35 protein-coding genes are annotated in these 22,204 nt (G+C 64.6%); 11 read left to right on the top strand and 24 right to left on the bottom strand.

All coding sequences use genetic code 11. The features are described from left to right. Nucleotides 1-11: 11 nt before the first annotated feature. On the bottom strand, nucleotides 12-1,547 hold the full coding sequence (locus Q322_RS0114025) for a DEAD/DEAH box helicase family protein (RefSeq protein ID WP_051668603.1): 1,536 nt from the start codon (nucleotides 1,545-1,547) through the stop codon (nucleotides 12-14). Next, complete coding sequence (locus Q322_RS0114020) at nucleotides 1,516-2,283, bottom strand: HGGxSTG domain-containing protein (protein WP_029478535.1); 768 nt, start codon at nucleotides 2,281-2,283, stop codon at nucleotides 1,516-1,518. The genes Q322_RS0114025 and Q322_RS0114020 overlap by 32 nt, the downstream gene beginning before the upstream one ends. 99 nt (nucleotides 2,284-2,382) lie before the next feature. Here Q322_RS0114020 and Q322_RS0114015 point away from each other — a divergent pair, with 99 nt between their 5' ends. Further along, nucleotides 2,383-2,784: a hypothetical protein gene (locus Q322_RS0114015; RefSeq protein WP_156953065.1), complete on the top strand. Its 402-nt coding sequence runs from the start codon at nucleotides 2,383-2,385 to the stop codon at nucleotides 2,782-2,784. A 210-nt stretch (nucleotides 2,785-2,994) separates the two neighbouring features. Here Q322_RS0114015 and Q322_RS0114010 read toward each other — a convergent pair whose 3' ends face one another. The 22 genes from Q322_RS0114010 to Q322_RS23445 all read right to left on the bottom strand — a co-directional run bounded on the left by Q322_RS0114010 (nucleotide 2,995) and on the right by Q322_RS23445 (nucleotide 14,194). Next, on the bottom strand, nucleotides 2,995-4,488 hold the full coding sequence (locus Q322_RS0114010) for a hypothetical protein (RefSeq protein ID WP_029478533.1): 1,494 nt from the start codon (nucleotides 4,486-4,488) through the stop codon (nucleotides 2,995-2,997). After that, on the bottom strand, nucleotides 4,485-4,868 hold the full coding sequence (locus Q322_RS0114005; RefSeq protein WP_029478532.1) for a hypothetical protein: 384 nt from the start codon (nucleotides 4,866-4,868) through the stop codon (nucleotides 4,485-4,487). Before Q322_RS0114005 ends, Q322_RS0114010 begins: the two co-directional genes overlap by 4 nt. A gap of 22 nt (nucleotides 4,869-4,890) precedes the next feature. Continuing rightward, complete coding sequence (locus Q322_RS0114000; RefSeq protein ID WP_029478531.1) at nucleotides 4,891-5,199, bottom strand: hypothetical protein; 309 nt, start codon at nucleotides 5,197-5,199, stop codon at nucleotides 4,891-4,893. After that, complete coding sequence (locus Q322_RS0113995; protein ID WP_051668601.1) at nucleotides 5,196-5,588, bottom strand: PDDEXK family nuclease; 393 nt, start codon at nucleotides 5,586-5,588, stop codon at nucleotides 5,196-5,198. Before Q322_RS0113995 ends, Q322_RS0114000 begins: the two co-directional genes overlap by 4 nt. Further along, complete coding sequence (locus Q322_RS21075) at nucleotides 5,585-5,803, bottom strand: hypothetical protein (RefSeq protein WP_034418646.1); 219 nt, start codon at nucleotides 5,801-5,803, stop codon at nucleotides 5,585-5,587. The genes Q322_RS0113995 and Q322_RS21075 overlap by 4 nt, the downstream gene beginning before the upstream one ends. Continuing rightward, on the bottom strand, nucleotides 5,800-6,093 hold the full coding sequence (locus tag Q322_RS0113985; protein ID WP_029478529.1) for a hypothetical protein: 294 nt from the start codon (nucleotides 6,091-6,093) through the stop codon (nucleotides 5,800-5,802). The genes Q322_RS21075 and Q322_RS0113985 overlap by 4 nt, the downstream gene beginning before the upstream one ends. Continuing rightward, nucleotides 6,090-7,136 carry an ATP-binding protein gene (locus Q322_RS0113980; protein ID WP_029478528.1) on the bottom strand — a complete coding sequence of 349 codons (1,047 nt, stop codon included), beginning with the start codon at nucleotides 7,134-7,136 and terminating at the stop codon, nucleotides 6,090-6,092. Before Q322_RS0113980 ends, Q322_RS0113985 begins: the two co-directional genes overlap by 4 nt. Further along, nucleotides 7,133-8,173 (bottom strand): hypothetical protein, encoded by a 1,041-nt coding sequence (locus Q322_RS0113975; protein ID WP_029478527.1) that lies wholly within the window; start codon nucleotides 8,171-8,173, stop codon nucleotides 7,133-7,135. Before Q322_RS0113975 ends, Q322_RS0113980 begins: the two co-directional genes overlap by 4 nt. After that, nucleotides 8,170-8,949: an ASCH domain-containing protein gene (locus tag Q322_RS0113970; RefSeq protein WP_156953064.1), complete on the bottom strand. Its 780-nt coding sequence runs from the start codon at nucleotides 8,947-8,949 to the stop codon at nucleotides 8,170-8,172. The genes Q322_RS0113975 and Q322_RS0113970 overlap by 4 nt, the downstream gene beginning before the upstream one ends. Further along, nucleotides 8,946-9,203, bottom strand: coding sequence for a hypothetical protein (locus Q322_RS0113965; RefSeq protein ID WP_029478525.1), 258 nt, complete (start codon nucleotides 9,201-9,203; stop codon nucleotides 8,946-8,948). Before Q322_RS0113965 ends, Q322_RS0113970 begins: the two co-directional genes overlap by 4 nt. Beyond that, complete coding sequence (locus Q322_RS0113960) at nucleotides 9,200-9,628, bottom strand: hypothetical protein (protein ID WP_029478524.1); 429 nt, start codon at nucleotides 9,626-9,628, stop codon at nucleotides 9,200-9,202. Before Q322_RS0113960 ends, Q322_RS0113965 begins: the two co-directional genes overlap by 4 nt. Further along, nucleotides 9,625-11,511, bottom strand: coding sequence for a ParB/RepB/Spo0J family partition protein (locus Q322_RS21830; RefSeq protein ID WP_051668599.1), 1,887 nt, complete (start codon nucleotides 11,509-11,511; stop codon nucleotides 9,625-9,627). The genes Q322_RS0113960 and Q322_RS21830 overlap by 4 nt, the downstream gene beginning before the upstream one ends. Continuing rightward, nucleotides 11,508-11,699 (bottom strand): hypothetical protein, encoded by a 192-nt coding sequence (locus Q322_RS0113950; RefSeq protein ID WP_029478522.1) that lies wholly within the window; start codon nucleotides 11,697-11,699, stop codon nucleotides 11,508-11,510. Before Q322_RS0113950 ends, Q322_RS21830 begins: the two co-directional genes overlap by 4 nt. Continuing rightward, nucleotides 11,696-12,112: a hypothetical protein gene (locus tag Q322_RS0113945; RefSeq protein ID WP_156953063.1), complete on the bottom strand. Its 417-nt coding sequence runs from the start codon at nucleotides 12,110-12,112 to the stop codon at nucleotides 11,696-11,698. The genes Q322_RS0113950 and Q322_RS0113945 overlap by 4 nt, the downstream gene beginning before the upstream one ends. After that, entirely contained in the window at nucleotides 12,109-12,279 is a 171-nt protein-coding gene (locus tag Q322_RS23455) for a hypothetical protein (protein WP_156953062.1), read from the bottom strand. Before Q322_RS23455 ends, Q322_RS0113945 begins: the two co-directional genes overlap by 4 nt. Continuing rightward, a complete protein-coding gene (locus Q322_RS21070; RefSeq protein ID WP_156953061.1) occupies nucleotides 12,276-12,449 on the bottom strand; it encodes a hypothetical protein in 174 nt (57 codons plus the stop codon). Before Q322_RS21070 ends, Q322_RS23455 begins: the two co-directional genes overlap by 4 nt. Then, nucleotides 12,446-12,715 carry a hypothetical protein gene (locus tag Q322_RS0113930; protein ID WP_029478520.1) on the bottom strand — a complete coding sequence of 90 codons (270 nt, stop codon included), beginning with the start codon at nucleotides 12,713-12,715 and terminating at the stop codon, nucleotides 12,446-12,448. The genes Q322_RS21070 and Q322_RS0113930 overlap by 4 nt, the downstream gene beginning before the upstream one ends. Beyond that, nucleotides 12,712-12,927 (bottom strand): hypothetical protein, encoded by a 216-nt coding sequence (locus tag Q322_RS0113925; protein ID WP_029478519.1) that lies wholly within the window; start codon nucleotides 12,925-12,927, stop codon nucleotides 12,712-12,714. The genes Q322_RS0113930 and Q322_RS0113925 overlap by 4 nt, the downstream gene beginning before the upstream one ends. Nucleotides 12,928-13,144: 217 nt before the next feature. Further along, complete coding sequence (locus tag Q322_RS23450; protein ID WP_156953060.1) at nucleotides 13,145-13,321, bottom strand: hypothetical protein; 177 nt, start codon at nucleotides 13,319-13,321, stop codon at nucleotides 13,145-13,147. Next, a complete protein-coding gene (locus Q322_RS0113915; RefSeq protein ID WP_029478518.1) occupies nucleotides 13,318-13,563 on the bottom strand; it encodes a hypothetical protein in 246 nt (81 codons plus the stop codon). Before Q322_RS0113915 ends, Q322_RS23450 begins: the two co-directional genes overlap by 4 nt. Further along, the gene (locus Q322_RS0113910) at nucleotides 13,560-13,985 is read right to left on the bottom strand and encodes a hypothetical protein (RefSeq protein WP_029478517.1); all 426 of its coding nucleotides are present in this window, start codon (nucleotides 13,983-13,985) and stop codon (nucleotides 13,560-13,562) included. The genes Q322_RS0113915 and Q322_RS0113910 overlap by 4 nt, the downstream gene beginning before the upstream one ends. 65 nt (nucleotides 13,986-14,050) lie before the next feature. Beyond that, complete coding sequence (locus Q322_RS23445; protein ID WP_156953059.1) at nucleotides 14,051-14,194, bottom strand: hypothetical protein; 144 nt, start codon at nucleotides 14,192-14,194, stop codon at nucleotides 14,051-14,053. 336 nt (nucleotides 14,195-14,530) lie between these two features. On the opposite strand from Q322_RS23445, the gene Q322_RS0113905 reads away from it, so the two are divergent. The 10 genes from Q322_RS0113905 to Q322_RS0113860 all read left to right on the top strand — a co-directional run bounded on the left by Q322_RS0113905 (nucleotide 14,531) and on the right by Q322_RS0113860 (nucleotide 22,186). Then, on the top strand, nucleotides 14,531-15,097 hold the full coding sequence (locus Q322_RS0113905) for a helix-turn-helix domain-containing protein (protein ID WP_029478516.1): 567 nt from the start codon (nucleotides 14,531-14,533) through the stop codon (nucleotides 15,095-15,097). Beyond that, entirely contained in the window at nucleotides 15,097-15,738 is a 642-nt protein-coding gene (locus tag Q322_RS0113900) for an ImmA/IrrE family metallo-endopeptidase (protein WP_029478515.1), read from the top strand. The genes Q322_RS0113905 and Q322_RS0113900 overlap by 1 nt, the downstream gene beginning before the upstream one ends. Next, complete coding sequence (locus Q322_RS21825; RefSeq protein ID WP_156953058.1) at nucleotides 15,735-16,298, top strand: hypothetical protein; 564 nt, start codon at nucleotides 15,735-15,737, stop codon at nucleotides 16,296-16,298. The genes Q322_RS0113900 and Q322_RS21825 overlap by 4 nt, the downstream gene beginning before the upstream one ends. After that, the gene (locus Q322_RS21065) at nucleotides 16,298-16,861 is read left to right on the top strand and encodes an excalibur calcium-binding domain-containing protein (protein WP_034418641.1); all 564 of its coding nucleotides are present in this window, start codon (nucleotides 16,298-16,300) and stop codon (nucleotides 16,859-16,861) included. Before Q322_RS21825 ends, Q322_RS21065 begins: the two co-directional genes overlap by 1 nt. A 107-nt stretch (nucleotides 16,862-16,968) precedes the next feature. Then, the gene (locus tag Q322_RS0113885; protein WP_029478513.1) at nucleotides 16,969-17,469 is read left to right on the top strand and encodes a hypothetical protein; all 501 of its coding nucleotides are present in this window, start codon (nucleotides 16,969-16,971) and stop codon (nucleotides 17,467-17,469) included. A gap of 37 nt (nucleotides 17,470-17,506) precedes the next feature. After that, on the top strand, nucleotides 17,507-18,454 hold the full coding sequence (locus Q322_RS0113880; RefSeq protein WP_156953057.1) for an Ig-like domain-containing protein: 948 nt from the start codon (nucleotides 17,507-17,509) through the stop codon (nucleotides 18,452-18,454). 171 nt (nucleotides 18,455-18,625) lie between these two features. Further along, nucleotides 18,626-19,279, top strand: a complete 654-nt coding sequence (darT, locus tag Q322_RS0113875) for a type II toxin-antitoxin system toxin DNA ADP-ribosyl transferase DarT (RefSeq protein WP_029478511.1) — start codon at nucleotides 18,626-18,628, stop codon at nucleotides 19,277-19,279. A 21-nt stretch (nucleotides 19,280-19,300) separates the two neighbouring features. After that, nucleotides 19,301-20,371, top strand: coding sequence for a type II toxin-antitoxin system antitoxin DNA ADP-ribosyl glycohydrolase DarG (darG, locus tag Q322_RS0113870; RefSeq protein ID WP_051668594.1), 1,071 nt, complete (start codon nucleotides 19,301-19,303; stop codon nucleotides 20,369-20,371). Nucleotides 20,372-20,402: 31 nt separating this feature from the next. After that, nucleotides 20,403-20,705, top strand: a complete 303-nt coding sequence (locus Q322_RS0113865) for a hypothetical protein (protein WP_029478509.1) — start codon at nucleotides 20,403-20,405, stop codon at nucleotides 20,703-20,705. Further along, a complete protein-coding gene (locus Q322_RS0113860; protein ID WP_051668592.1) occupies nucleotides 20,702-22,186 on the top strand; it encodes a recombinase family protein in 1,485 nt (494 codons plus the stop codon). Before Q322_RS0113865 ends, Q322_RS0113860 begins: the two co-directional genes overlap by 4 nt. Nucleotides 22,187-22,204 lie beyond the last annotated feature (18 nt).

The following is a 22,204-nucleotide window of genomic DNA, read 5'->3' as shown; positions in this document are numbered from 1 at the left end:
TCACCTCCTTTTCAGTCCAGCCCGATGGGCGCGTAGTCGTCGAGCGCAGCGATGGCGGACGCCACACCAGTGTCCTGGGGCGGCTGATACACAGCGAGTGCTAATGCGTCTGCCCTGTCCGGCGAGCGGTTCATGCGCTTCTTGATCTCGTCCTTGCCCTCCACCTTCGCGCGGCCCTGGGTGTCGAAGCTGAAGCGTGGGGCCACCAGCTCGCCCTCCAGATGGCTGTCGGGTGGCAGTTCCCCGCCATCCCGGAGCCAATCGCGCAGGGCGAACCACAGTTGATCGCGCAGCTTGCTGTAGCCCTCGGCGGTGGCCCGCTCGCTGACGGTGACCGGCAGGGTCACGATGCCCAGCGCGGCGGCCCGCTCGCTGTGCTTGAGGTGGTCCGTCACGCCGCCGCCGTTACCCAGGTCATCGATCTTGACCCGCACCGGCCCCGCCGCAACCGGGTAACCGTGCAGAGCGCGCAGCCGGGCCACCAGATCCATGACATGTCCAGCCACCTCCACGTTGTCCTGCTTGCGGTGGACGGTGGGCGGCACTGGACGCGAGCCGAACAGCGGTTGCAGCACCGTGCTGTCATCGCCGTAGCGGGCCACGTCCACACCCAGGGTGAACATGCCAGTGGGCGGTGCCTCCTGGGCGTCGTGGCGGGCGCGGGCAGCTTCCACCAGCCCCAGTCCGATGACGGTGTTCTCCGCCTGGCCGGGGAAGTTGCCCAGCACGCGCACCTGATACAGCGGACTGTCCTCGCCCCAGTCGAGTTTCTTCTCCATCACCCAGTCGCGGGTGGCCAGGCCTGGAATCAGCACCTCGCCGCTGACCGCGTTGGGCGTTTCCGCCGAGGAGATATGGATGGTGTGCCACAGATGGCGCTTGGTGGTGAACGCCTCGTAGAAGGTGCCGCTGGTCTGCGTCGGGTTGCTGATCATCAGCAGGCCCGCGCCCCCGGCCATGTTGCCCTCGATGGCCGCGAACAGCGGTTCGTCCACCCCGGACGCCTCGTCCAGGATGAACAGCAGGTCCGCGCCCGAGATTCCGGCGATCTTTTCCGGTTCGTCGGTACTGAAGCCGAAGACCTCGCTCTTGCGGTAGCGGTAGCCGGTGCCGGGATCGACGAAGAGCTGGCCGGGCAGGCGGCTGTTGCCATGCAGGTTGGTCAGTTCCTTCCAAATGATAATGCGGACCTGGCGGGAGGTGGGGGCACTCAGCACCGTGCGGCTGCCCTCGCGGCACAGGCAGCGCCACAGGGCGATCACGGCGGCGGTGGTGGACTTGGACACCTTGTGGCCGCTGCGGACGGCCACCCGCTTGCGGTCCCGGACGGCCAGCAGGATCTCGCGCATCCGGGACCAGACCTTCAGGCCCAGGACCTCTTCGGCGAAGCCCACCGGATCATCGCGGTAGCTGGCGAAAGGGTTGACGTCCAGGCTCGGCGGCGGGGCCGGGGCGGTCTCGGCCAGACCCTGACGGATCCCACGGGCCAGGGGCGATACCGCTGCTGCTGCTGGCTCAGTAGCGGACAGTGAGGGCGTGTCGTTCAAAAGAGAGTGCAAGTTCAGCACGCAGCTCCGCTGGGCTGAGCGTCTGGAGGTCTGCGTCGTCGGGAATCACCTCCTTGAAGGCCAGGACTGCTTTGAAGCCGAGTTCGTTCAGCACCCGGTCCACGTCGGCGAGGCTGATGCTGCGCTCACCCTCACGCTTCTGGATGCGTTCGACGATGCCAGTCACCCGGTCAATCAGGGTGATGAATGCGGCGAGGTCTGGGAGCTGTCGGGGTTTGTTCTCGAAGTCTTCTGGGATAGGTGGGGCGGGTGGTCCCATCTCAGGTTCGCTGTGACCCGCGTTCACGGCGTCCAGGTATAGGGCCAGTTGCTCGCGCCAGAGCGTGACGGCCTCCTGATAGCCGCTGCTGTGACTGACGTGCCACGCGATGATGGCGGCGGTGGCCTGGCTGTGGCGCTCGATGCCGTCTTGCAGCAGGGCGCGGGCGAGCAGCAGATCGGGCAGCAGGTTCAGCGGATCCGGGTCCGAGAGTTGCTGATCGATGGCCTCGCGCAGGGAGGCGCTGGCGTTGGCGAGCTGGTAGCGGGTGGTGGGTTTCTGGGTAATCCCGCCGTGCAAGCGACACTTGCCTTCACCGGGGTGCGGGGTGCCGTGACCAGCGGGGCGCTTGCAGGGCTTGCCGCTACGGGTCTTCGCGCCGCAGGCGGGCAGCTTGGCGCGCGCGGCGCGGGTGGTGGGCTTCCTGCCAGGGATCCGTTTCGGTGTCTCGTTCATGGGGTTCTCTGGAAGGTGTCCCCTCCATGGGGTTGCTGCGACATCGGCGGGGTCACCTCCTCGGCATACCGGAGTTGAGAAGCTGGAAGAATGGACGGCATGGCAATCGTGCTGAGCGATCTGACAGTCAACGGGGCAAAGGGTTATCGGCTTTCCATCGGCAATGAAGTGGCGCTGCTGGAATCCAGTGATTCTCGTCTGTCACTTCCACTGCGGAACATCAATCTGGTGGCCTTCCAGCAGACCCGGAATCCGCTGTTCCTATGGCTTGCGGTGATCCTTTTTGTGTTTGCCTTTCTAGCAACTTCAGAACCCCGGCCCGCCATTGGGGAATACGAGATCGTCGATTGGTATTGGTGGGTGCTGGCTTCCGCAATCGCCGCTAGCCTGTACTTCGCTGTGCAGAGCGCCGCCGTCGTGGTGTCCTCTGGCTCGACGCGCACGATCCTTCGCGGTAGTTCGGCAACGATGCGGGCTGCTTTCGAGGCATTCCAGCCATAGAAAAAGCCCCACGCTCGGTGGGGCGGTATTCCTGCCTTCACTCGGGCAGGTCTTTGCTCTTGGGATAGGGGAAGCCTAGCCCGCCCGCTGTCACAGGGGTATGACGTTCGTCCCAGACATGAAGAAACGCCCCGGAGGGCGGCTGATGGGGCGATCTCGACACTCTGAGAGCCAGGATAGGTTTAATTAGGCGAATTCTGACGGGATTTGTCAAGTCCCCCCCTTTTTTTCGTTGTTCTCAACAGCCGGATGAAAGCCGCGCGCAGGGTGATTCTCCGGGATCTCGCTGCCCAGCACATCGCTGCCCTGAGCTTCCAGCGAACGCCGCACCACTTCCAGGGCGGCCACCAGGCGCGGGTACTGTTCGCTGATGTTGTCGCGCAGGCGCAGACTCCCCTCGTTTTCCCGGTAGACCAACTCCCCATCATCATCCTGGCGGCGGCCCTGTTTCTTGCCGTCGCGGCGCTGGCTGGTGTCTGTGATCCAGCGGCACAGGTCCTTCCAGGCGTCCTCACCTGCTACGGTGGCCGTCTGCGCCTCCAATTCGGGGGCATTTGCCACCGTCAGGGAATAGCCGTCCTGGGCATACACAATGGTCAGGCGGGTGTAGTACTGGGACATCCCCGAGGCGTCCGGGTTGCCAGCGTCGGCATCCTCGGGCCGTTCGTCGCGAACGCTGAGGATGTCGCCGTGGAAAAAACGCCCGGTGTGGGACAGGGGGCGCAGGGCTTCGATCTGCCGGGTGGTCAGGGCGTACCGGACGCGGGCGGCCTGCTGCTGCTGGAGCAGGACCTGAGCTTCGCGGGTTTTGCCGACGGCCAGATACTGACAGACCTCCAGCGCGTCCGCGACCATGAAGCGGTAGCTGTCGGCGGCCACCAGGTGCAGCTCCGAAGCGCGGGGCTGGCTGGGGCTGGGCTGCTCGACGGCACGGTCCTCGGAGCGGCCTGCGGCGCGCAGGGCGGCGCGGACATGGGACGGAACGCGCAGGGCGTGGCGTTCGGCCCGGTCACTGATGAAGTACCGGAGGTGGATGCAGCGGGCCACGGTGTTGATCATCCGGCGCTGTTCCTGATCCAGCCATTCTGGGGAGTCCAGCCGGTCCGTGGGTTTGGGCAGACGTTGCGCAGGCTGAAGGGGGTAACCGGCGCGGCCAGGCCGGACAGCATGCCGCCGCTGGGCGTCGAGTTCGGCATAGACGCGGAGCTGGGCGGCCAACGCGCCCTTCTCGTCGGCAGGCGTGCCCCTGGGGCTGACCATGCCCGCAAGCTGGGCGAGGCGGTGGCGCACGTTGGCATCCAGGGGTTCACGGGGCTGGCCGGTCTGTTCCGCCTCCACGAGTTCGTCGATCACGTTCAGCAGTCGTTCCCAGGCGGGGCGGCTGCGGGCGTCCTGCACGGAGGGCGGGTCTTCGGGTGTGGGTTGGCTGGGGCGGTACAGCGCGCCGGGCGGCAGCGGGCGCAGGTGGTGAACCGGCACGCTTATTTTTGTGCCGCCTGCGAACTGGATGCGGGCGGTGGGGGACTTCACATCACTGCGGGGGGCGCGCAGGACGGTTACGGTCTCGCCGTGGTGGGCAGTGGTCTCTTTGGGCGGCGAGTACTGGAGCTGCGCGCCGAGGGTCATGGATTTCAGGCGGCGGGCCTTGCGGGCGGCGCTGGCCTTCAGATCACGCAGCTCCTCGCGGGTAGGGGCGTCACTCATGCTGGCTCCTGGGTCTGCTCGGCCCGTTCCTGGTCACGGCGCAGATTCTGCCGCGCCACTTCGGCCAAACTGGGGCCGCGCCGGGGCGTGTGGGCTGGACCGTAGCGCCGAGCGTATTCGTCCAGCGCTAGCTCGCCGTGACCGGTCAGCACGTAGCCGCAACCGTCCGGCCCCCAGCTCACCCAGCGAATGCGCCCGCTCCCGGCGAGTTGCCGGAGGAGGGCGCGGTGGTGGTCGCTGATGGGCGCGCGGCCAGGATCGTTGGGGTCTGATGGGTCCGTGATCGGCAAGCGCAGTGCGGCAGCTTCCAGGGCGGGGAGGGTCTTGAGGGGAACGCCGCTAAACGTGGCGAGCAGGCGGTAGGTGTCGGGAAGGGTCAAGGTTGCTCCTGTGAAGTAGGCATCACACCGCCTGCTGTCGACCCGCAGGCGGCCAGTATTCGAGGGTGGATTCAGGAACGCCGGTGTTGATGACATGCATCACTGGTGGTGGCGCGCCGATGACGTGCGTGCGAGTGCCGTCCAGGAATTCCCTGCACACGAGTGGACGGAGAGCAATCCCCACCACCACGCAGCGGGGCAGGCGAATCGGCAGGCGCGACTGGTGATAAACGATCAGCAGCGGCAGCGCGCCCTGACCGGTCATTCGCAGCAGGGCGGCGTCCGTGGTGCAGGCAGCCAGATCGGCGGCCTGGGGGATGGCCGGGATCACGGCTGATGGCCCAGCGCCCGCTCTATCCAGGCCACGGCCTCGCCGCTGCTGATGTGTTCCCCGGTGACCCGGAGGACCTTCCAGCCCCTGATGGTCAGCTCGTTATATTTCCGGCAATCGTCAGCGAAGCCCTTCCCACGCGAGTGCCTGCTTTTTCCGCTCTGTGTACCGCCCTCCACCTCGAAAATGACTCGCGCTGCGCGCCACACGAGGTCACTGCGCCATTTGCGGCCCTCTACCAACTCCACTTCCCGTTCTGGCGCGGGCAGGCCCGCCAGATGGACAGCAGACACCAGCTCGCCTTCCAGATCACTCCCCAGATCGCCGGGCCGCACGTCCACCCCGCCGCGTTCCAGGGCCTTCCGGCTGATGCCCTTGCGGAAGCTCACCGGTGCTGGCTCCGGCGAAAGCGGCGCTGCTGCTGGGGTCGGTGGACGGGGCGGGCGTTGGCCTCCAGGGCAGAGCGCAGGGACTGCGGCTCGTCGGTGCGGCGCTGCCATGACACCTGGTGAAACTCACTGAGCGAGGTCGTGGCCTTTTCCAGATAGGCCAGCATTCTGCGCAGCTCGTCAGCGAGCCTGCCGCACTGTTCAGGACTGGTCATCGGCCCAACTTCGGAAAGACCCGCGTGGGCGTCAGCCGCCGGGCCGGGGTGAACGTGAACCAGCTCCACCACGGGCGGAGGGTGACCGTCTGGCGCACCACCATCACGCCCCTGCCCTTGAAATGCTCCAGCAGCTCGCAGGACACGCTGATCTCCGCCTCGGCCACGTCCTGACCCTTGTACGGCCCGCGCAGCACCAGGGAGGTGTCCGGGTCATACGGCAGGGTGACGGTGAAGATCGCCAGCAGTTCCTCCTCGTCCTCACTGACCAGCAGATCAAAGGCCCTCACCAGCTCACCTCGCTCTTGCGGGCGCGGAAGTTCACGCCGTGGTTGACGTGCAGGGCGGTCAACGGTTGCAGCCGGGCCAGTACCCGCGCCCCGAAGATGCTGCCCAGCGTCGCGGCCTTGGAGCCTTCGGGCACCGTCAGTGGCAGGTTGGTGGTGACCACCGTGGCCCGCCGGTGCATCTGACGCTCGTCCAGGGCCAGGCCCAGCAGGCGGCGCTCAATGGCAGCGGTCTCGCCCTCGCTCGCGCCCAGGTCATCGATCACCAGCAGCGCCGGGGTGGTCATCCGCAGCAGGGCAGCGCGCTCGGTCAGGGTGCCTTCCCCGCCCCGGTTGCTGAACCCCTCGCGGACGTCCAGCGCCAGCCGGGCCAGGTTGACCACCTGCGCGTCGTGACCGGCGCGGATAGCGGCCTTGGCGATCAGCATGGCAGCCTGGCTCTTGCCGCAGCCTGTCTGTTCGCTGTACAGGAGCAGGCTCACTCCGGCGCTGATCAGCGCATCGATGTCGGCGCACTTTTCGGCCACCCGGTCGAGTGGGGCCAGAAGCTCCAGATCGGCCCACTCGCTGTCCAGGTAGCGGCCCTCGATTCCGCTTGAGCGGAGCTGGGCGCGCAGCCGTGTTTCGCGTCCAGTCACCTCGCAGTGGGGGCAGCGGCGGTTGTCGTAAGCGCCCGGACCAGCAGTGATCACCACGTCGCCGCCCATGCAACTGTCGTCGTGCAGGCGGCGGCGGACGGCGGCCACGAAGCGCGGCATGCTGCGAATGCGGGCCAGCGCGTCCATGTGACCGGCGGTGGGATAAATCTCGGCAGCTGGTGGCAGTGCGGGCGTGAACTTGCCCAGAACACCCGCCACCGTGGCGGTCTCGCGCGGTTTGGGATGCCGGGCGCGGTCATTGGCGCGGGCCTGGGCCAGGTGGGCATGGGCGGCCTGCGCGAGTTCCGGGGTCATGGGTGGGCTGGGAACGCTGGGGGCCGAAATGTCGCTGTCAGGGCCGATCAGCGCGTCGAGCATCGGGTCAAAATCGCTTTCAAACTGGGTCATGCTCTCCTCCGGTTGCCGTCCAGCGGCGCGCCGTCGATCAGGGCGGCCATATCGATTTCGTCGTCTTGGGGTTGCGGGCAGGGGAGCAGGGCGGGCGGGGTGTTGAGCCGCCGGACTTCCGCGTCCAGAGCGTCGATCAGCGCGCCCCGGTAGCGGTTGCCGTTCGCCGTCCGCGCTTCGGCGAGCAGCTCGCGGATGCGGGCCGGGGCCAGTTCCAGCCAGCCCGCCCGGTCCGGGTATTCGGCGATCAGATCGGCCACGGGCCGCTTCATCCCGGCCAGTGCGGCGGTCAGGGCCGCCAGCGCCGCGCCCGGCGGAATTTTTTCAAGGGACGTGGCCTGAGCGGTTTCGGCGTTTGCTGCGCCCTGGGCAGTTCCTGGAACGGTCTGAGCATCCACACCATCCGCCCCGTGAGGGGCGTCGGCGCGATCAGCGCCGCCCTGCTGAGTGAACTCCTGCTCCAGATTTTCCCCAGACCACAGACCGCCGGAATTCTCTTCCGCGCCTTCCGCCTCGCCTGGCCCTGCTGTTGCTGTTGTCTTTTGTAGGTTCTGTGTAGGTTCTGAAGTAGGTTCTGACTTAGATGTGGGGTCCGCCGTGCGACTAGCTGTGGGGTTTGTCCGCGTACTGTCGTGGGGTTTGTCCGTTTCCTGTTGTTGGGTTTCCCCACATCTTGCCGTCGCGTTCTGGCTTTCAATTGCCAGGCGTTCCAGGGCAGCCCCCACCTCTTCATGGTTGGCGCGGTAGTGGTTTCTGGCCGGGATTCCAGCACGCTTCACTTCCACCATCGCGCCGCAGGTGCGGATGCAGCGGCGCACCTGATCCGGGGTCAGCACCAGCTCGTCATGCCACTCCTCGTGGGTCTTGTGGAACCAGCCGTCCGGGTTCGTGGTGCGGTCTCCCCAGTACAGGCATTGGGCCAGGAACGCGGCGGCGGCGTGGTCCCCCAGGATACGAATGAAGGGGACTGGGGTAGGAATGGTGTTCTGACGGCCCATGAACTGCACCACCAGGTCCATCGCGGTGCTCTTGCTCATGCCACCAGCTCCTGCATCTGCGCCACGAAGTCGTCGAAGGCTGAGCGCGGCCCTTCCCCGGTCTGGCCGCCCCGCATGGCCCGCCAGCGGCACAGGCCACCCGTTGCGCGCGTGACCGTGATCCATTCATCTCCCACGGCCAGCCCGTAGAGCGTGCCGGGCCAGAAGGTCTGCTTCAGGTTGGTGATCGGCGTGCCTGGGCAGAACAGTTCGGGCTGAGAAGCCCTGGGCGGTAAGGCCGGGGCCAGTGGCTGGGGCGCAGGGTCTGCCGCCTGCTCAGTCCCGCCCTGGGCCGCGCGGTACCGCACGCGCAGGGTGGCCAGCGTGCCAGGCTCAATCGTCCACAGTCCCTGATGGCTGGGGCTGTGGTCCACCAACGGTGGGTCAATCGGCACGAAGTCGCTCAGCACCCAGCCGAAAGGGCCGGTGAACCACGGATCATCACTCCGCTGTACCACTTCCGATAGGCGGGCCACGCCATAGATGCCCGGAACGCAGAACCCCAGCAACTCCTCGTCGCTGAAGCTCACGCCCGCGTCGGGATCGTCGAAGACTTCGCCCACGTAGGTCAGATCGTGCTGAATTTCCTTGAGATACTTGCGCTCGCCTGGCTTGGGCAGCGCGCCGCCGTGCAGGGCCAGCAGTTGCCCCAGCATGCGCTTGGGGGGCGGCCAGTCCCGGTTCTCCAGCCGTTTGGGGCCGTCGTCTAACAGGAACATGGCGGGCCAGGGATGGCGCAATGTCAGGCCGCGAATCTGGGCAGGAGTCACGGTCACCAGCCCCGCTCGCGGCCCAGCGGCACGCTGATGGAATCTTGCCCGTCATGTTCCAGGTGGTCCCGCTCACTCAGTTCCTGGATGACCACCGGGCTGATGTGGTCCACACCCTTCAAATTGTCGGCACACCACTGCGCCATCTCCCGGCACTCGCGCATGCTGCCGAATTCCTGAGCCGTGAAGCGCTCCGAATTGTGCGTGACCAGCCCCGTCGGGCCGGTCATCATGTAAGCCACCTTGTAACCGATCTTCATGCGTTCAGCCCCTCGTCCTCGTCTTTCTTCTTGTTGCTGCCGAACAGCGGCGTGTTGTCCTGGGCTTCCAGGATCTCCACGTCCAGTTCGATGTCGATGCGGTCCGGGTCCACCGGATTGAAGTACTGCTCGAAGCGGCTGCCCGCGCTGAAGAACACCTCGGCCACCGCCACCACCTTGAAATCCTTCGTTTTGCTGCCCCGGCTCGTGACGTTCCAGGTGCGCCGGTCCCCGCCGCCGTAAATGCGCAGAGTGAACGTGGCGCTCACCCACCCGTCGTCCTTGTGGCTGATGCGGTGGGCGCGCTGGAGGAACTTCAGGTCCGCGCCGCTGGGCAGCTCCAGGTGCAGGACCGTGAGGGGCGTACCTTTCGGGCTGTACTCGTGTTTGATGGCGTCCACAGCCACTTTCAAGGTCTGTTTCATTCTTCAGACCCAGTCGCCCGCAGCGGGCGCGGCAAGAAGCCCTGGGCCTGGAAATCCGCAGCTCCAGCCAGCAGCTCGGCGCGCAGCGTTTCGTCCTTCTGGGCCTCGCTGTCCTCTGGCGACAGCCCCACGTCTGCCCACAGCTCCAGCAGGGCCACGCGGTTGCAGGCGTTCAGGTACAACTCGTCCAGGATGAACGGGCCAGCCTCGGCGGCCAGCGCGGCCTCCATCTCAACATCGATATTGATGTCCAGCTCGCCCAGCAGGTAGGAGCGGAACAGCGTCGTCCTGGCCTCCTCCGGTAACGTGATCAGGGCGCGCAGGGCCGCCGTCATGTTCCGGGTCTCGCTCGCCATATCGCCAGGCTCCGGAAGAACAAGTTCGGTGCCGTCCAGCAGCAGCGCGCCGTCCGCGTGCCGGTTGGCGAGGTCCAGCGCCAGGCCCCGGCCCGGCACCTCGAAGGGCGTGGTCCCGGTGAACAGGTGGTGCAGAACGTAGGCGGCCTCCAGCAGCGCGCGGTCCGTCGTGGCGGCGTCCAGGGACCGGCCAGCGGCCCAGGTGTTGGCCTGATCCTTGCTGGGGTAGCGGGGTCCAGCAGACTGGGCAGGTGCGGCGGGACTGGCCTGCCGCTGTTCCCGTGCCTGCGCCATATCGCCCGCCACATACTCGCTGGTGGGCTTTTGGTACGACTGAAGCGGCCCCATTTCTTCCCAGCGCACCAGCTCGCCACTCCTGGCTGCGATGGAATACACCACGCCAGTCCCGCCGCTCTCATAGCGGTACTTTTGATCATCTAGGCCCACCGAGGCAAACGCCGCGCCCTTCTTCACATCCTTGTCGGCCAGAAGGCGGGCGTGCTTGACCTGCAACTCCAGCGCCTGCTTCGCGTCCACGAAGTACGGTTCCACGTCGCCGAACAGATCGTCTTGCACCATTGCGCCGGTGTACCAGGGCGCGGGGAACTGGCGGTGCTTGACCAGGAAGGACCGGGCGTTCAGCTTTTCCCGGAGGTCCGCAGCCGAGAACCGCTGGGGCGCAAACTTGATCTGCTCCCACACCACTTCCTGTGTCTCCGGCCCGGCCACGGCCAGCACCTCCACCTGGGCCAGGGTCAGATCGCCCGCGTTGTACTTCTCGCGGATGGGCGCGATCAGGTTGCGGCTGATCTGGATGCGCCGGATGACCGTGCGCCGTCCGTACCCAAAGCGGCTGGCGATGTCGTCGACGTCCGATCCCAGATCGATCAGCCCGGCGAAGGCATCGGCCTCCTCCAGTGGGGTCATGCGGCGACGCTGGACGTTCTCGGCGGTGGCCACCTGGAGCAGCTCCAGATCGCTCAACGTACGCACCAGCACGTTGACTGGGGTGGTGGCGGGCAGCTCCAGCCACTCGCGGGCCTCACCCTCACCCACCTCGAAGCCGCCTGTCAGCAGGCCAATGGCCCGCCAGCGCCGCTCGCCCGCCGCGATCTCGTACTGACCGGGCAGCGTCGGGTGGGGCCGCACCACCAGGTTCTGCTGGAGACCCTCGCGGTAAATGCTGATCGCCAGTTCTTTCAGCGCGTCCTTCTCAAAGGATTTGCGCGGATTCAGCGGGCTGTTGTGGATGGTGTTCCAGGGCACAGGGCGGATCTGGTTCGGCTCACCGTCGCCCAGGGCCACAACCGGCACGGCCACCACGTCCACTGGCGTCAGCTCCGGCGCGCTGGCCCCGCCGATGGCCGCGTCGATTTGGTGGAAGGGGATGTCGGATTCGGCGTCTGCCTGCTTGCCCTTCGGACCGAATTTCTTTCTAGCCTCGTGGGCACTGATCGGCGTGGTGACGGTTTCCTTCTTAGTTTGTTTCAGGCTGATCTTGGGCTTGGCAACTGCTTTGCTGGTCATGATTGAACCTCCCGGTTCAGGGTGCGGGCCGCGCCGATCCAGGCAGACAGCCACGCCCCGGTAAAACAGGCGATGAGGGCCAGCGATACGGCAGGGCGCTGGGGATCGGCGTGTCCGGCCAGCGCCACGGCGGCCAGCAACAGCAGCGCGGCCAGCAGCAGCAGACGGCGGGCGGGGCGGCGGGTCATTCGCTCACCGCCTGGCCGTTCCCGGACTGGCGGATCTCGTAATACCCGCCCAGCTCGGTGGGCAGGCAGGCCCACAGCTCCAGCTCGCCGCTCCCCATCAGGGCTACCAGATGCGCGGCCACCTCATCGGCACTCAGCGCCAGGTCTGGAAGTTCCCACGACAGGCAACCGGGCGTGTAATGCATGGCCGGATTCGCCCGCAGGTGGGCCAGCAGGCAGGCCCGCACATCGAAGCGCTGAAACTGACCGTCCCCGCGCTGCCGGACAGGTCCGGCAGCGCGGGCCTGTTGCAGCACCCGGTGGCCCCCCTCGGGCGGGCAACCCAGCGCGGCGGCCATCTGCCCCGTCGTCCACCAGCGGCCTCCCTGCTGGCCCATGATCTCCAGCGCCCGGGCCATCGTCACGGCGCTCACAGCGCCCACCGTTCCGGGCAGTGCGCCAGGCTGCCGTCACAGCCGGGATGCCCACACAGGGCGCAGCACTCGGCCCGCTGCTCGGCGATTTCCAGGCCCAGCACGTACCGCCACAGCCCGGCCATGACGCCCAGGCGCACCATCAACAGCAGATGCGCCCCGCTCACCGCGAGTACCGCCGCTGATGCTCACGCCAGTCCGTGAGGAACGCGCTGGCCAGATGGCAGCGTGGCGATTTCCACTGCACCTTCGCGGGCAGGTGGTGCAGCTTGCGCTTCTCGATGAACAGCAGCGCCCGGTTCAGCAGGTTGCGCCGCTGGCGGCCAGAGCGTTTCACGTTCCCCACCTGTTGCCCCGCGTGCTGGGGCGCTGTACGCGTTCTTCGATGCGCGCCACAAACTTCTCGGCCTCGTGTTCCTGCGCTGAGGCGTAGGCGCTGCGCATCATGGCGGCAACGGTCTGGCCCGTGAATACGGCCTGCCAGCCATCCGGGGCGGTCACGGTGACGTCAGCGGCCCGCCACCGCATGAGGTAGCCCCTCGCTTTCAGGTCCTCGTCGAGTCGCCGGGTGCTGGAGGTGTGGGGCAGCCACTCGCCGGTCATGCGGACTCCCAGCCGTTCTTCTCGGCCCACAAGCGCTGCCGGATCAGATAACCGTACAGCGGATCAGTAAACGCCTGATAGAGCTTGAAGCGGTTGACCGGATCGGCGCGGCGCAGCGCCACGGAGATCGCCCTGAAAAAGCTGCCCGCGTTGCCCTCGGCCACCATGTAATCGGCCAGTAGAGCTGGCTCACAGCCTTTCAGCGCGTCCATTTGCTCCTGTGCTGGAGAGGGCGTCATACCCGCACCCGTCCGCTGCCCCAGCATTCGGGGCAATTCGCACGCGGCGCAGTCCTGCCGTAGTCCGCGCAACCGCACAGCGAGCGCCTGGCACATTCATAGCGCGGCGCTGTTGGAATGGGTACCAAACGGGCCGCCTGTCTCAGCACGGCGACTGACAACAAGGTCAGGCTGAAAAAGAGGACCAGGGTCATGCCCGCACCTTCAGCGCCGCCAACTCGCGCCGCTGCACCCGCTGCCCACACACCGCCACCACCGCACCGGCGCAGGCCAGCGCCACCGACAGCGGGGTGGGCATGGTGGACACGAACCCGGCAGCCGCCAGCAGCGCTGCTGCCAGGATGGTCAGGGTCTCGTGGCGGGTCACTGGGAAACCTCGGTTTTGGCTGGCACCTGGAGCAGCTCGTGAATGGCCGTTTGCAGCGCCAGCAGCTCGTCCCAGGAAAAGTTGCGGACGGCGTGGGGCAGCTCGGTGTCCAGCACGTTGTCCTCCGGCTCAAACAGCACCACCCGGTAAGGCCGGTCCGGGCTGTGTTGATTGGCGTGGGGGTCCAGCTCCACCTGCGCGAGCAGACGTGGCTGATCCTCGAAGACCAGCAGGGGCTTCATGCCCCCACCGCTTCACGCTCGGCCTGCGCCAGCTTGAGCTGCTGCTCGAATTCGGCGCGTACCGTTTCGTAGCGCTTGACCACGTCTGCGCCCTTCCGGCTGACCCTGCTGTCCACTTCCAGCCACAACGTCCGTTTGGTGGTGTCGGCGTGCTTGGTGACCACGAATCCGAGCCTGCACAGGCGGCTCCAGATCAGGTGCGCCAATCTCTGGCTGCCTTGATCGTCGATGTTGAATGACAGCATTTCCACCTCGGCCACCAGGGCGATCAGATGCGTGAATTTGTGGCGGCACTCTGGACCCACGACGCCCACGAACGCGATGACGGTGCCAGGATGGGTCAGCGGGCGTCCGCAGTGGGCGCAGCGGGGCGCGTGGGCGCGGGCGAGTTGAGGGCGGACGGTGGGGACTTCGTGTAACATGGTGGAACTCCTTTAGTTGAGTGCGCGCCTGGGTCTGTAGCCCGTGTAGGCGCGCTTTTTTGGTTTCAGCCCGTCCTTTTGGCGGGCCGCTCTGACGCCACGGGGGCGGGACGAGTGGGTTGGTGCGTGATCAGCACGCGCAAGGCGTTCTGGATGGCCCGGTCACGCTCAGGGCCAGGGGTGGGTAGGTGGTCACGGATGACGGTCATGCGGCTGCGCCTTTCGTTGATTCTTGATCTATTCCCAACTCACGGCAAATTGAGAGGCGAGTGCTGGGGCGGGTTTCCCGACGCTCAAAAAGAAAGTCGGTAACGGTCCGCTTATTCATGCCCAGCCTGCGTGCCAAACCGCGTGCAGACAGACCACGCGCGGCGAGAGCGGCGCGGGCTGCTGCCGCAGTGGCATCTAGAGAGGTGTTTTCCGGCATGGGAATAGAATACGACTGGGATCATTTGATGTCAATAGCAGATTGGGAATAGACCCAATTTAGGTAGCATTTCGGCCCATTCTGGAACCATTTGATTACAGTGAACGTATGGAGGGCCATGACGTTATCTACCTACCGCCCGTACCGGGCGGTGATACCGATGGTCGCTAGCTCCGCACCTGACCACGATGCTCGCGCCGAAGAACATGGGCGGCTGATTAAAGAGCGGCGGCTTGATTTGGGACTCAACCGCCCGTCATTCGTGGCAGAAATGGCGCGGCATGGGCAGGACATCACGCCGGATTACCTAAACAAGCTGGAAAGTGGGCGTGCTCCCCTCAGCCGTGCTTCGTTATCCGTTCGCGAGGCGCTACGCGCTGTTCTTGGGTTTTCCAGTGAGCAGTGGCAGGAAGCCACAGGGTTGTATGTCTCCCCCACCACAGCCCCCCACCCGGCTTCTGCCGCTGCCCCTGCCCCAGAACCCGAACCCCTGGACCTGCCTGATGAGCTGCTGGAAGCCGTCAGTCTCTACGGCAAGCGGTTCCCGGACCTGACCGATCCGAAGTGGCAGCAGTTCCTCGCCAGCTTCCGGGCGCGTGGTATGACAGGCGACACGCCGGAAGACTGGCTGGACCTGTACCGCAACATGGCCCGCCACGGCATTCAGCCAGAGCGCAGGGACTGATGCGGTACGCGACTCAGGACTTCCTGGCCTTCAGCCGCGCCCAGCACGCCCAGCATGATTACGAGCCAGACCCCCGCCGCCTGGCCCATCTGCTGGACATCCAGATCATCACCGGACGCACCAACCGGGGCAGTGCCGGGCCGCCCGCCGTGATCCAGCTCGCGCGTGACCTGCATGTCGCCCGCCGCCGCTTCACGCTGCTGCACGAGATCAACCACGTTTTGATGCAACGCGCTGGACTGGAGCGTGACGTGGCCGCCGAGGTGGACGAGGAAGACGCCGACGCGCATATCGAGGCGGTAGTCAACCATGCCGCCGCACAGATGATTCTGCCCGATCCGATGGTCAACATCGTCTGCGGCATGTACGGTGATACCCCAGAGGCGATCTTCAACCTGGCCGTCGCGGGGCAGGCCAGCTTGCCCGCTGCGCTGCACCGCTGGGTGTCGCGTGACCCGGATGCCTACCGGGCAGCGTTCATCACGAGCGGCAGCTATGTGGCCCATGTCGGCACTTGCAACAGCCGCCTCCCCTTCTGGCGCTTTGACCGGATTCCCGAAGTCGCGCTGGCGGTGCCGGACGCCGAGCTGCGGCAGGTGCCGCGCCGTCAGGCGGCGGTGCTGGGGACGGTGGCGTGGTGAAGCCTGACGAGCTGGACCCCGCCACGAAAGCCCGCATCGAAGCCGAGGAGAAGTACCGCGCCCAAGTGCGTGGCAAGCTCCAGCGTGACGCGGGCGCGGCCATCCCAGCCAAGCCCGCTGCCCAGAGAACGCCTCCGGCACAGGCCATGCCAGCAACGCCCCCAGTGGAACAGAAAAAAGGTCCGGGCTGCGGTACATGGTTTCTGTACGGCCTGGGCTTCCTACTACTCGTGGGCCTGTTTCAACAGTGTTCTGGCGACTCTGCCCCATCCAGCTCCAGTTCCACCCCGCGCGCACCCTCCGAGAGCGAGCGCACCGGCTCATTCGGCTACACCTGCGAAAAGCTGGTCAAAGACAGCCTCAAAGCCCCAGCCACAGCCAAAGTCAGCAACTATTACACCGATCAAAACAATGGCGATCTGGTGGGGACGTTCGCCTCCGGCTTCCTGTGGAGGGGGTACGTGGATTCCGAGAACTCGTTTGGGGCAAACATCCGTACCCGCTTCACCTGCACCACCGAGGCGGGGAGCGACACGGTGCGGATGAGGTTCGATAACTGATGAAAGCGGATGAAAGGGGTGTCGATATGAAAAGGCTGCTTATCATCGGTGCATCCATGGTTCTGGCGTCGGCCAACGCTACGCCTATCACTGGCCCGGTTGGGGTATCTGCGAAAGCTGCACTGACTGCCTTGGGTGGGAAGGTGTCGGTGTGCAAGGATTCCGATTTGAGCGGTGCCGCGTTCCGGGCAACATGCGGAACACTGCCCCTGGGCGCGGGCGCATTCAAGGTCAAGTGGGCAGCAACAGGGGCTGGAAAGTTTGCGGGGCTGAAATTGGCCCGTGACTGGAAGCTTGATACGGACCCTGCTTATCCAGGCGCGTTCTCCCGCGCATATGTCCTGGATGGTCAGCCGCTGCTGGTGTACTACCAACCCACTGGCGCGACTGGGCATCTCAGTCTGGTCTATGGCACTCCCGTTCAGGCCGCGCCAGCCACCACTACCAAGTTTCGCTCCTGCGCCGCAGCCCTGGCCGCTGGGTACAGCAACATGCGCCGGGGGACGGCGGGTTACAGCCCCAACCTGGACCGCGACAACGATGGGATCGCATGCGACAAATGAGCAGACGGGACCATTGCCGCGTGACAAAACCGGCGCTGGTCTTCCTGGACGCCAGCCCGCGAAGGGTGCGCGGGTCCAGGGTGATCGGCGTGTGGGGCGGGTAGGCCGTGTTCGTCTTCTTTATTCTGCTGGCTGCCGCTGCCTTCATTGCGGTGCTGGTGTTCGCCGTTCAGGACCTGCGGCAGCGAAAGAAAACCAGCGGGAGGACCGGCCTCGCCTTCATCGCTGGACTGGTCTTCGTGGGCCTTGGCACTCTGACGGCCCCCGCTCCCACCTGGGACGCCTCCGCCGCTCAGCAGGTGGCGGCGCTGATGGCAGGGGAGGGGCTGGACTGCATCCCGGCGTCCACCGGCAAGTCCTGCGGCGGCACGGTGGACGGGATTGGTAGCGTAGGGCTTGGTCTCTCTGACAACCGCGTGACCATGACCATCTCTGACCCCAGAATTACTGCCCGCCAGCTCTCTCCCGAGCTTGAAGAAGTTCCCCGTCAGAATGTCCAAATCACTCAAGGCCCACTGGCCGGGTATTACGTCGCGCGCGCCGATACCAACACCTCTGCCCAGTTCACCCTCAGGAACGAGGCAGCTCACCAGATGTATGGAAACTAGCCAGCATTGTGGGCGTCCTGGCGTCGCAAGGAGACACATGAAAAAGAATCTGGTCACTGCCGCACTCGCACTCGGTCTTCTTCTATCCGCCTGCGGCCCTTCGGGCGGCTCAACCCCGCCACCATCTCAAGCCCCGCCCACAACTTCTAATCCCAAGCCTCCAACACCGGCACCGGCACCAGTACCGGCACCAGTACCGGCAGTGGACACCGAGAAACCCACGCTGGACGTCAAGGCCAACCCGATGGAGGTTGTCACCACTGCTCCGGTCAGCCTCGACCCCAATGCCAAAGACAATGTCGCCATTCGCGACGTGAAGTACTACACGAACAACAAGCTTGAATTCACGGCCACCAAGGCTCCTTATTCGGCCACCGTATCTTTTTCCCCCAACACCCGCGCCTCAGTTCAAATTCGGGTTGTGGCGACGGATACCAGCGGCAACAGCGCCGAACAAACGATCACGCTCACCGTCGACACTCCGGCGGATGTCACTCCACCTGTCATCGCCTCGTTCACCGCGAGTACCAGCACGGTCACCACACAATCAGAAGTGACGTTCACTACCTCCGTTTCGGACGATGATGAAGTGCTGCAAGTCCGTTTCTATGACAACGACGCGCTTTTTGGGTTTGCCGGCAAGGCTCCGTACACAGTCAGTAAAAAGTTCTATCCGTCCGACAACGGACCGCACACCATCAGAGTCATCGCCGAGGACTTCAGCGGGAATCAGAGCGAGGAAACGCTCGACATCATGGTGGACATCGTGGCAACCACGCCACCGCCGCCTAACAGCCCCCGTTATCCACATGGCTACAGCCCGCCCTGCTACAGCCCAGCCGTGATCAAGGGCAATGAAAGCAGCAGCGGCGAGCGGATCTACCACGTTCCCGGAGGCGCGTACTACAGCCGAACAGTGCCAGAAGTCTGTTACATCACCGAAACCGATGCGCAGGCCGACGGCTTCCGGCGCAGCAGCAGATAGAAAACGATCATGGTAAAAAACGGCAGGCGGTGGGCGGCGCAGATCGGGCTGATTCTGGCGGGGGCGGTAGCTTCGTGAGCTTGCAAGTTCCTCTCCCCTTCAATTGCTTAGAACAAGGTATGAAGGAGAAAACAGGTGCGCCGATAGCAAGTCGACAAGATGGGAGGAGTCATGCCAGGCCGTGTTCCTGATCGGGTGTTGATCTATCACATCACACCGATCAACAATTTACCGAAAATCCTGGCGCAGGGGGCATTGGTGTGTAAGCGACAAGCACCCCTGGAACAGGATGTATCGCGTCAGGGAATTCAGGAAGGACGAGCCACCATGGGTGTTCCCGATCCTCCAGGTGGGACGATTCACGACTACGTACCCTTCTACTTTGGGAATCGCTCGCCTATGCTGCTGGCCCTGGCCACCCATCACAGGACGGCCTACCGGGGTACCCAAGCCGAAATCATCTATCTCGTGAGCGCCGTTGACCTCATCGAGAAAAACGACCTGCCTTTTGTTTTTTCCGATGGACACACCACGGTGAAGATCACCCAGATGTTCAACTCCACAGAGCATCTGGATAAGGTGGACTGGAACGTGGTGGATGCCCGCCAGTGGAATGACGTCCCTGGGCAGCACAACGACCGGAAACGCCGGAAGCAGGCTGAATTCATGGTGAAGGATCAGGTGCCGTTAGGCTTACTTCTCGGCTTCGCCGTTAAGACAGAGGAAATGAAAAAAAAGTTACGTTTGTTGCTGGCCGGGTATCCTGAGTACGCAGGAGCGCCCATAGGCGTCCGCCCGCAGTGGTATTATGAAGACTACGCTTAAAGCCGAAAAGGGGAGGTGAGTATGATTAGGGCAGAACAAGGCAACTTACTGGACGCCAAAGCCATGGCGCTTGTGAACACCGTAAATACAGTGGGTGTCATGGGGAAGGGAATTGCCTTGCAGTTCAAGCGAGCATTCCCCGACAATTATCGGGAGTACGTCCAAGCCGTTAAAAAAGGTGAGGTTCAGATTGGCAAGATGTTCGTCACCCAGCGCCCCCCGCTCTACACTCCCCAGTTCATCATCAACTTTCCCACCAAGCAGCACTGGCGGGAGAAGTCGCAACTCGAGTACATCACTGCGGGCCTGGAAGATCTAGTTCAAACGCTGCTGGCCCTCGAGATTAAATCTGTTGCGATCCCTCCCCTGGGTTGTGGGCATGGTGGCCTTGACTGGGATGAGGTACGCCCTTTGATCGTGCAAGCGTTGAATGCGCTTCCAGACGTCGAAGTGCTGTTGTACTCACCGGATGCCACACCTGAAGCCTTGGCGATGCCGAACGCGAAAAAGATCGTGAGCATGACACGCTGGCGCGCCTTGATGATCAAGTTGATTGATCTCTACTTGATTCCAGACTATTTCCTGGGACGGATAGAAGCAATGAAATTGGCTTACTTCATTCAGGCTGCTGGTGAGGATATGAAGCTCAATTTCAGAGCTGCGCGATTTGGCCCTTACTCAGAGCGGGTTCAGCACGCTCTGGAAGATATGGAGGGTACTTTCATCCAGGGTCTGGGAGACGGAAGTGGGCGTTCTCAAATCCAGTTGATGCCTGGCGCTGTGCAGGCCGCTAACGCCTTCCTGGCCGAAGAGTCAGGGAGCGGGAAGGCCAATCTGGAAGCCGTTGCCGAGCTAATCGCAGGATTCGAGACCAGCTACACCATGGAACTGCTTTCCAGCGTGCATTGGGTGGCCACCGAGCAAGGTGCCACCACCTGGGAAGAAGCGTTGGAGAAAGTTGGACAGTGGAGCGATCGCAAGAAGCAAATGATGGAGCCGTACCACGTCCAAGTTGCCTGGGAACAATTGGCTGAGTTGGGTTGGCTCGAACGTTCAGTGCGGAAAACTCCCTCGGTGACGCATAGGATTTAGCAGTATTTCGCGCGCAAAGCGGGGGCGGGCCATGCGAACCAAAGCTAAATACCGGCAGCATCGCTTTGCCGGTTCAGTCTCTTTCGCCGCCAGCGCAGAAGTCATCGACTGCCCCAGTTACGTGTCCGCCCAGCTGTGTGCCGAGTCACCCCTTGAGGCCCAGGCCATCCAGACGTTGATCGGTCAGGATCGGAGCCTGCGGCAGACGAGGGCCTGGAAGAAGGACACTGACTTTCTGATTGGCATCTTCACGAGTGCGGCTGGACGCGCCTACCATGTTGCCCTCTATGCCCAGCCTGAAGGCGGCACGTTCATCCGGTGGATCTTTCTATGACCTCCCGCGCTGCCACTTACACCCGCGTCTCCACTGAAGAGCAGCTCACCAACCACAGTCTGGAAACCCAGGCCACCAAGCTCGCTGCCTTCGCCGATCAGCAGGGCCTGACCGTCGTCCGCCAGTACGTGGACGGCGGCCACAGCGGCGCGAAGCGGGACCGCCCGGCCCTGGCCCAACTTCTGGCCGACGCGGGCGCGGGCCTGTTCGATACGATGCTGATCTACCGGCTGGACCGCCTGGCCCGCTCCACCCATCTCGCCTACAGCTTGATCCAGGAGCTACTGGACGCCGGGGTAGGCGTCAAGTCATTTTCCGAGCCGCAGATCGACAGCACCACGCCGATGGGCAAAGTCAGCCTGGGCGTGACGGCCATCTTCGCCGAGCTGGAGCGCGACACCTTCATGCAGCGGTCCAGGGATGGCACCCGCAAGGCGGTGGAGAAGGGCGTGTACAGCGGCGGCATCACGGCTTATGGCTACACCACCCAGGACAAGCGCCTGGTGGTCCATGACGAGGAGGCCGAAGTCGTCCGCATGATCTTCGGCTGGTGCGTGGAGCGGAGCTGGTCCAACATCCGCATCGCCGAGGAGCTGTCCCGGCTGAACATCCCCACCCGGTACCGCCGCGACGGGCGGGGCCTCCGGGGTCAGGCCACCTCGGCCCACTGGCGGCCTGGAGCAATACTGCGCATCCTGAAGAACACCACGTATAAGGGCGAGTACCGCTACGGCAAGCGCAACACCAAGGGACCGAGTGGTCAAAATGGCATCACCACAGCCCCCTGCCCGGCCATCGTCACGCCGGAGGTCTGGGAGGCCGCCCAATCCACCCTCAGCCGCAACCGCCTGACGGCCCTGAAGAACGCCAAGCACATCTACATGCTCAAGAGCCTGATCCGCTGCGGGACCTGCGGGCGGACGTACTGCGGCACCAAGGGCAGCACCTGGGAGGGCTACGCCTGCCTGGGGCGCACCTCACGCAGCAGCACGGCCAGGGCCGAGAAGTGCCGCAGTCCAGGCCTCTCCATGCGCGACATCGAGGCCCATGTCTGGGATCGGATCGTGACCGTGCTGGGCGATCCGGCGGCGCACCTGGCGGCCCAGCCGCTGACGTTGATTCCCGCCGAATTGCCGCACGTCGAGGGGGCACTGGTGGACGCCCGGCGCAGCCGCAGCCGCCTGACCGATCTGTATCTCGATCCGTCCGGCGCGCTGGACAAGGCCGAGTATCTGTCGCGGCTGTCGGTCCTGGACGGACAGCTCGCCACGCTGGGGGCCAGGCTGACGGAACTGCGGGACGCGGACGCTCAGGTACAGGCCAGGGCGCGGCACGAGGCGCATGTTCATGCTCTGAGCGGTCAGTACCGGGGCGCGCTGGACGGGGCGGACGACACGCTGAGGCAGCGGCTGGCGCATGAGTTTGTGGAGCGAATCGTGGTGCAGGGGGACGGAAGCGTGGACGTGGCTTGGAAGGTGTAATTGCACTCCGCAGGGGCA

The organism is Deinococcus frigens DSM 12807 (assembly GCF_000701425.1).
In the GTDB taxonomy this organism is placed as follows: domain Bacteria; phylum Deinococcota; class Deinococci; order Deinococcales; family Deinococcaceae; genus Deinococcus; species Deinococcus frigens.
The sequence above is the reverse complement of the archived record's forward strand: the minus strand, read 5'-3'. Positions and strand labels throughout refer to the sequence as shown.

What these genes read in the sequence shown, in the direction of transcription:
- Q322_RS0113975 (WP_029478527.1), bottom strand. Translation starts at nt 8,173, where the DNA reads ATGAGCAAGAGCACCGCGATGGACCTGGTGGTGCAGTTCATGGGCCGT.
- Q322_RS0113910 (WP_029478517.1), bottom strand. Translation starts at nt 13,985, where the DNA reads ATGTTACACGAAGTCCCCACCGTCCGCCCTCAACTCGCCCGCGCCCAC.
- Q322_RS21830 (WP_051668599.1), bottom strand. Translation starts at nt 11,511, where the DNA reads ATGACCAGCAAAGCAGTTGCCAAGCCCAAGATCAGCCTGAAACAAACT.
- Q322_RS0114020 (WP_029478535.1), bottom strand. Translation starts at nt 2,283, where the DNA reads ATGAACGAGACACCGAAACGGATCCCTGGCAGGAAGCCCACCACCCGC.
- Q322_RS0113860 (WP_051668592.1), top strand. Translation starts at nt 20,702, where the DNA reads ATGACCTCCCGCGCTGCCACTTACACCCGCGTCTCCACTGAAGAGCAG.
- Q322_RS0113915 (WP_029478518.1), bottom strand. Translation starts at nt 13,563, where the DNA reads ATGAAGCCCCTGCTGGTCTTCGAGGATCAGCCACGTCTGCTCGCGCAG.
- Q322_RS0113880 (WP_156953057.1), top strand. Translation starts at nt 17,507, where the DNA reads ATGAAAAAGAATCTGGTCACTGCCGCACTCGCACTCGGTCTTCTTCTA.
- Q322_RS21065 (WP_034418641.1), top strand. Translation starts at nt 16,298, where the DNA reads ATGAAAGCGGATGAAAGGGGTGTCGATATGAAAAGGCTGCTTATCATC.
- Q322_RS0113900 (WP_029478515.1), top strand. Translation starts at nt 15,097, where the DNA reads ATGCGGTACGCGACTCAGGACTTCCTGGCCTTCAGCCGCGCCCAGCAC.
- Q322_RS0113960 (WP_029478524.1), bottom strand. Translation starts at nt 9,628, where the DNA reads ATGAAACAGACCTTGAAAGTGGCTGTGGACGCCATCAAACACGAGTAC.
- Q322_RS21075 (WP_034418646.1), bottom strand. Translation starts at nt 5,803, where the DNA reads ATGACCAGTCCTGAACAGTGCGGCAGGCTCGCTGACGAGCTGCGCAGA.
- Q322_RS0113950 (WP_029478522.1), bottom strand. Translation starts at nt 11,699, where the DNA reads ATGACCCGCCGCCCCGCCCGCCGTCTGCTGCTGCTGGCCGCGCTGCTG.
- Q322_RS0113865 (WP_029478509.1), top strand. Translation starts at nt 20,403, where the DNA reads ATGCGAACCAAAGCTAAATACCGGCAGCATCGCTTTGCCGGTTCAGTC.
- Q322_RS0113965 (WP_029478525.1), bottom strand. Translation starts at nt 9,203, where the DNA reads ATGAAGATCGGTTACAAGGTGGCTTACATGATGACCGGCCCGACGGGG.
- Q322_RS0114015 (WP_156953065.1), top strand. Translation starts at nt 2,383, where the DNA reads ATGGCAATCGTGCTGAGCGATCTGACAGTCAACGGGGCAAAGGGTTAT.
- Q322_RS0113905 (WP_029478516.1), top strand. Translation starts at nt 14,531, where the DNA reads ATGACGTTATCTACCTACCGCCCGTACCGGGCGGTGATACCGATGGTC.
- Q322_RS0113925 (WP_029478519.1), bottom strand. Translation starts at nt 12,927, where the DNA reads ATGGACGCGCTGAAAGGCTGTGAGCCAGCTCTACTGGCCGATTACATG.
- darG (WP_051668594.1), top strand. Translation starts at nt 19,301, where the DNA reads ATGATTAGGGCAGAACAAGGCAACTTACTGGACGCCAAAGCCATGGCG.
- darT (WP_029478511.1), top strand. Translation starts at nt 18,626, where the DNA reads ATGCCAGGCCGTGTTCCTGATCGGGTGTTGATCTATCACATCACACCG.
- Q322_RS23445 (WP_156953059.1), bottom strand. Translation starts at nt 14,194, where the DNA reads ATGACCGTCATCCGTGACCACCTACCCACCCCTGGCCCTGAGCGTGAC.
- Q322_RS0113980 (WP_029478528.1), bottom strand. Translation starts at nt 7,136, where the DNA reads ATGACCCAGTTTGAAAGCGATTTTGACCCGATGCTCGACGCGCTGATC.
- Q322_RS0113930 (WP_029478520.1), bottom strand. Translation starts at nt 12,715, where the DNA reads ATGACCGGCGAGTGGCTGCCCCACACCTCCAGCACCCGGCGACTCGAC.
- Q322_RS0114010 (WP_029478533.1), bottom strand. Translation starts at nt 4,488, where the DNA reads ATGAGTGACGCCCCTACCCGCGAGGAGCTGCGTGATCTGAAGGCCAGC.